Annotated in this window: 3 protein-coding genes; 2 read left to right on the plus strand and 1 reads right to left on the minus strand. The window is 38.7% G+C overall.

Annotated features, from left to right (window positions below; translation table 11 throughout):
• Nucleotides 1-941: 941 nt before the first annotated feature.
• Nucleotides 942-1,787 carry a MurR/RpiR family transcriptional regulator gene (locus QM460_RS10160; protein WP_414290036.1) on the minus strand — a complete coding sequence of 282 codons (846 nt, stop codon included), beginning with the start codon at nucleotides 1,785-1,787 and terminating at the stop codon, nucleotides 942-944.
• Between the two features lie 196 nt (nucleotides 1,788-1,983).
• Between QM460_RS10160 and pbp2b the strand changes: the two genes are divergently transcribed.
• Together pbp2b and recR are read left to right on the plus strand one after the other, a co-directional pair.
• Entirely contained in the window at nucleotides 1,984-4,029 is a 2,046-nt protein-coding gene (pbp2b, locus tag QM460_RS10165) for a penicillin-binding protein PBP2B (protein ID WP_075228537.1), read from the plus strand.
• Between the two features lie 10 nt (nucleotides 4,030-4,039).
• Nucleotides 4,040-4,636, plus strand: a complete 597-nt coding sequence (gene recR / locus QM460_RS10170; RefSeq protein ID WP_045613513.1) for a recombination mediator RecR — start codon at nucleotides 4,040-4,042, stop codon at nucleotides 4,634-4,636.
• Nucleotides 4,637-4,866 lie beyond the last annotated feature (230 nt).

Consider the following 4,866-nt stretch of genomic DNA (forward strand, 5'->3'; position numbering starts at 1 on the left):
CCATATGATTCTTTCTAATGATGGTTTGGTCGCTTTTCATTATAGATCTTATGGGACTTTTTTTCTACACAAAAATAGGCTCCATAAGATCCATAGGGGATTTACCCACTACAAATATTATAGAGCCGGACTTTTGTCCCAGCCTCTTTTTTCGACTAGTTATAAAATAGAATCTATGCTGAGAGTCTATGAGAAGAAAAGTTAGTAACAAGATTCATAAAAAGATATAAAGTCATCCCGAATCTATGATTTATCATGATTCGGGGTGTTTTTTTACAGATTAGGTACAAAAAATTTTCTATTGGATATAGTCGTAGATGAAATCACAACAGAAGGAGAATCTAAAAGCAAGTGTTTATTAGAGGTGAGTTGCCTTTTAGCAAATGACGCTGATATTTGATAAAGCTGCTTTACGAAAGGTGAATCGGTTACGAGGGCTTGATAATATTCTTAGTCTTAGAAATATGAAGAAAGACGATGATTTCAACTTATTCAAAGAGAGGGAAAGCTGGGCTTTTGATAAATCTCTTTGAACCTTTTATCTTGGAAGTGAATTCATAAAGGAGAAGTCTAATTGAGTTTTATTTAGTATGTGTTTCAAAAACAAGTGATTTCTTGTTTTTGATTAGACAATTCTATTGTATGCTTAATAACTTGTGTGGTGCTTTTCTATTTTACTGTTGAGCTATTTTGTCTATTGTCAAAAAACTCCATAATTCCTACAGTTAGTAAAGCAACTATAGACATTATAGAGTCTACTTATCTCAGGATTTAATGGGAGTGTTCATTGTTACAGACGATATTGAAAACCAGATCTAATTATGGGGTGAGGAGGCTGTTAAGAAAAAAATAAGGCCTTATCCCTCTTTTAAGAAGTGATAAGACCATTGGTACTATTTTTTTATGACCTACTTAATAGGAAGTAGTCCAGTTATGTAGGGCTATTTTGTTCTTCTATTTCTACGATAGCCATTTAGTTTTTTATTTTCCCAATAACTGTTAAAGATTTTTTCTTTACTTTCACGATCAATTTCTAGGAAATAAGCATAGAGTAGATCGATTAAGATCAACATAGGAAGTTGGGCAGAAATACGTTGGATATAGGAAGCCTGACTTTGGCTTGCCACCAGTACAGTTTCTGTAAATGCCTGAGTTTCTTTGCTAGGCGTACTAGTAAAAAGAACAGTTTTAGCCCCCATATCTTGAGCGTCTAGTAGACTATCAATGATGGATGGAGTTGTTCCTGAAAGGGAGAAACCAAAGACCAAACATTTTTCATCGATGATACTGGTTGTCCAAGCGAAACCGTCTGGATCTGTCAAAGCCTCACAAACGACTCCAAGTCTCATGAAACGCAATTTCATTTCACGCGCAACGAGGCCAGAACTTCCAGTCCCAAAAAAATAGACGCGTTCTGATTGATCAATCATTTGGGCAATGCGCTCCAGTTGGTCATCATCAATCAATTCTTGTGTCATTTCTCGGATATTTGTATAGCTTCTCAAGACTCTTTGGGTCAAAGGATTCATATCCTGTTGTGGAACGGAAAGGGTATCCTTTTGTTGCTGGTATTTGAAAATAAATTCCCGATAGCCCGTAAAGCCACATTTTTTGGCAAAACGAGTGAGAGCCGCCTGAGAAATATGAAGTTTTTGAGTGACCTGCTGAGAAGACAAGTCATCATGAATGGTATCTGCCTGCAAAAAATAGCGGGCAATCTCTTGCTCTAAATCGGTCATTTCTTCAAAGTGAAGATCAATAATCGTAGAGATATCTGGCTTGTTCATGGGACTCCTTTGTAGTTATTTGTTAAACATTATTTGTCAATAAAACCTAACAAATAAAATAGCGCTTACTTCTATTATACCACAGTTGCTTTGTTTTTGGGATAAAAAGGAAAAGTCTTTTCTTTTTCCATAATTTTCTCTTCAAATTATGGTACAATGGAAATTGAGATTTTGATTAGAAATGAGACTGATTTGTATGAGAAAATTCAATAGCCATTCGATACCGATTCGGCTTAATTTATTGTTTGCAATCGTTATTTTACTTTTCATGACCATCATTGGTCGCTTGCTCTATATGCAAGTTTTGAACAAGGATTTCTATGAAACCAAGTTAGCGTCTGCTAGCCAAACTAGGGTAACAACGGGTTCTGCTCGTGGAGAAATCTATGACGCGGCTGGAAAACCCTTGGTAGAAAATACCGTTAAACAAGTCGTGGCTTTCACACGAAGCAATAAGATGACAGCTACTGATTTAAAGGATATTTCCACTAAACTCTTAACGTATGTAACAGTTACCTCGCCAGATTTGACAGAACGTCAAATGGCTGACTATTATCTAGCAGATCCAGCTGTCTATAAAAAAACGGTAGAGGCTCTTCCTAAGGATAAACGTTTTGATTCTGATGGAAATCAACTATCCGAAGCTCAACTTTATAACAATGCTGCTGAGAGTATCACTTCTGATCAACTGAACTATTCAGAGGATGAAAAGAAGGTTATCTACCTCTTTAACCAGCTCAATGCAGTTGGTAATTTTGCGACAGGGAATATTCAAACCGATCCATTAAGTGACACACAGGTGGCCATCATTGCTTCAGCTTCCAAGGAATTACCTGGTATTAGCATTTCAACTTCGTGGGATAGAAAGGTTTTAGAAACATCTCTTTCATCTATCGTTGGAAGTGTCTCTAGTGAGAAATCAGGTCTTCCAGCTGAGGATGTGGATGCTTATTTGCAAAAAGGCTATTCACTTAATGACCGTGTTGGAACTTCTTATCTGGAGAAACAATACGAAGAAGTTCTACAAGGAAAGCGCACCGTAAAAGAAATCCATCTCGATAAATATGGCGATATGGAGAGTGTGGAAAATGTCGAAGAAGGTAGCAAGGGAAAAAATATTAAATTGACCATTGATTTGACCTTCCAAGACAGTGTGGATAATCTTCTGAAAAGTTACTTCAGTTCGGAACTTTCAAATGGTGGAGCAAAATATTCTGAAGGTGTCTATGCAGTAGCGCTCAATCCTAAGACTGGTGCTGTGTTAGCTATGTCAGGGATTAAACATAATTTGGAAACGGGTGACTTAACCACAGACTCGCTGGGGACTGTGACCAATGTCTTTGTTCCAGGTTCTGTCGTTAAAGCGGCTACCATCAGCTCGGGATGGGAAAATGGTGTTCTTAAGGGGAACCAGACCTTGACAGACCAGCCAATCGTTTTCCAAGGATCCCCAGCTATCAATTCTTGGTATACTCTTGCTTACGGTTCCTTCCCGATTACAGCAGTCGAGGCTTTGGAATACTCATCCAATGCCTATATGATTCAAACTGCCCTAGGAATGATGGGGCAAACCTATCAACCGGATATGACAGTTAAGACCGACCAACTAGAGTCTGCCATGGGAAAACTACGCGCAACTTTTGGTGAGTATGGTTTGGGTGCTGCTACAGGGATTGACTTGCCAGAGGAATCAACAGGATTTATTCCTAAAAACTTTGATTTGGCTAATTATCTGTACAATGCTTTTGGACAGTTTGATAACTACACACCAATGCAGTTGGCCCAGTATGTGGCAACAATCGCTAATAATGGTGTTCGCCTGGCTCCTCATATCGTAGAAGGAGTCTATGATAATAATGAGCAAGGTGGTCTAGGAAATTTGATTCAGCAAACAACTAGCACCGAAATGAATAAAATCAATATTTCTGAATCAGATATGGCAATCTTGCACCAAGGATTTTACCAAGTATCGCATGGAACTAGTCCCCTAACGACAGGACGGGCGTTTTCAGATGGTGCCACTGTTTCTATCAGTGGTAAAACCGGTACAGCTGAAAGCTATGTAGCTGGTGGTCAAAAAGAAGCTAATAATACCAATGCCGTGGCCTATGCTCCAACAGAAAATCCTCAAATTGCAGTTGCAGTAGTCTTTCCTCATAATACCAATTTAACCAAAAATGTTGGGCCAGCAATTGCTCGCGACATTATCAATCTATACAACCAACACCATCCAATGAATTAGAAAGGAAGCCATGCTTTATCCAACACCTATTGCTAAGTTGATTGACAGTTATTCTAAACTTCCGGGTATTGGGATCAAGACAGCAACCCGTCTAGCCTTTTATACTATTGGAATGCCGGATGATGACGTCAACGAATTTGCTAAAAATCTCCTTTCAGCTAAAAGAGAGTTGACCTATTGTTCTATCTGTGGACGTTTAACCGATGAAGATCCCTGTTCTATCTGCACAGATCCAAGTCGGGACCAAACAACTATCCTCGTCCTAGAGGATAGTCGAGATGTAGCTGCTATGGAAAATATCCAAGAATACCACGGACTATACCATGTCTTGCACGGCTTGATTTCCCCTATGAATGGGATTAGCCCAGATGACATCAATCTTAAAAGTCTCATGACTCGTCTTATGGATAGCGAGGTTTCAGAGGTCATTGTAGCCACCAATGCCACTGCTGATGGTGAGGCGACTTCTATGTATATCTCTCGACTTCTTAAACCTGCAGGGATCAAGGTTACTCGTCTAGCACGAGGTCTAGCAGTGGGAGCTGATATCGAGTATGCAGATGAAGTAACACTCTTAAGAGCCATCGAAAATCGTACCGAACTCTAGCCTGTAAGGTTAAGGATAGATGCAATGAACTAGCAGATAATCATTTAAAAGTATAAAGAGACTGAATCTCATTTTGATTTGGTCTCTTTTCTTGTTTTTTGCTGTAAGTGGTAAGAGTTTTTAGAAAATCAGATAATTCAATATTTTTAGGAGAACAGAGAAATCTGTTCTCTTTTTTGTTCGCTTAAAATTCTATTTGAAAGGAGTTCGACGATGGTAGGATTAGAGAT

The sequence above is a fragment of the Streptococcus infantis genome, from assembly GCF_047464415.1.
Taxonomy (GTDB): domain Bacteria; phylum Bacillota; class Bacilli; order Lactobacillales; family Streptococcaceae; genus Streptococcus; species Streptococcus infantis_AE.

Coding starts and splice junctions, on each gene's coding strand:
- QM460_RS10160 (WP_414290036.1), bottom strand. CDS start 1,787: ATGAACAAGCCAGATATCTCTACGATTATTGATCTTCACTTTGAAGAA.
- pbp2b (WP_075228537.1), top strand. CDS start 1,984: ATGAGAAAATTCAATAGCCATTCGATACCGATTCGGCTTAATTTATTG.
- recR (WP_045613513.1), top strand. CDS start 4,040: ATGCTTTATCCAACACCTATTGCTAAGTTGATTGACAGTTATTCTAAA.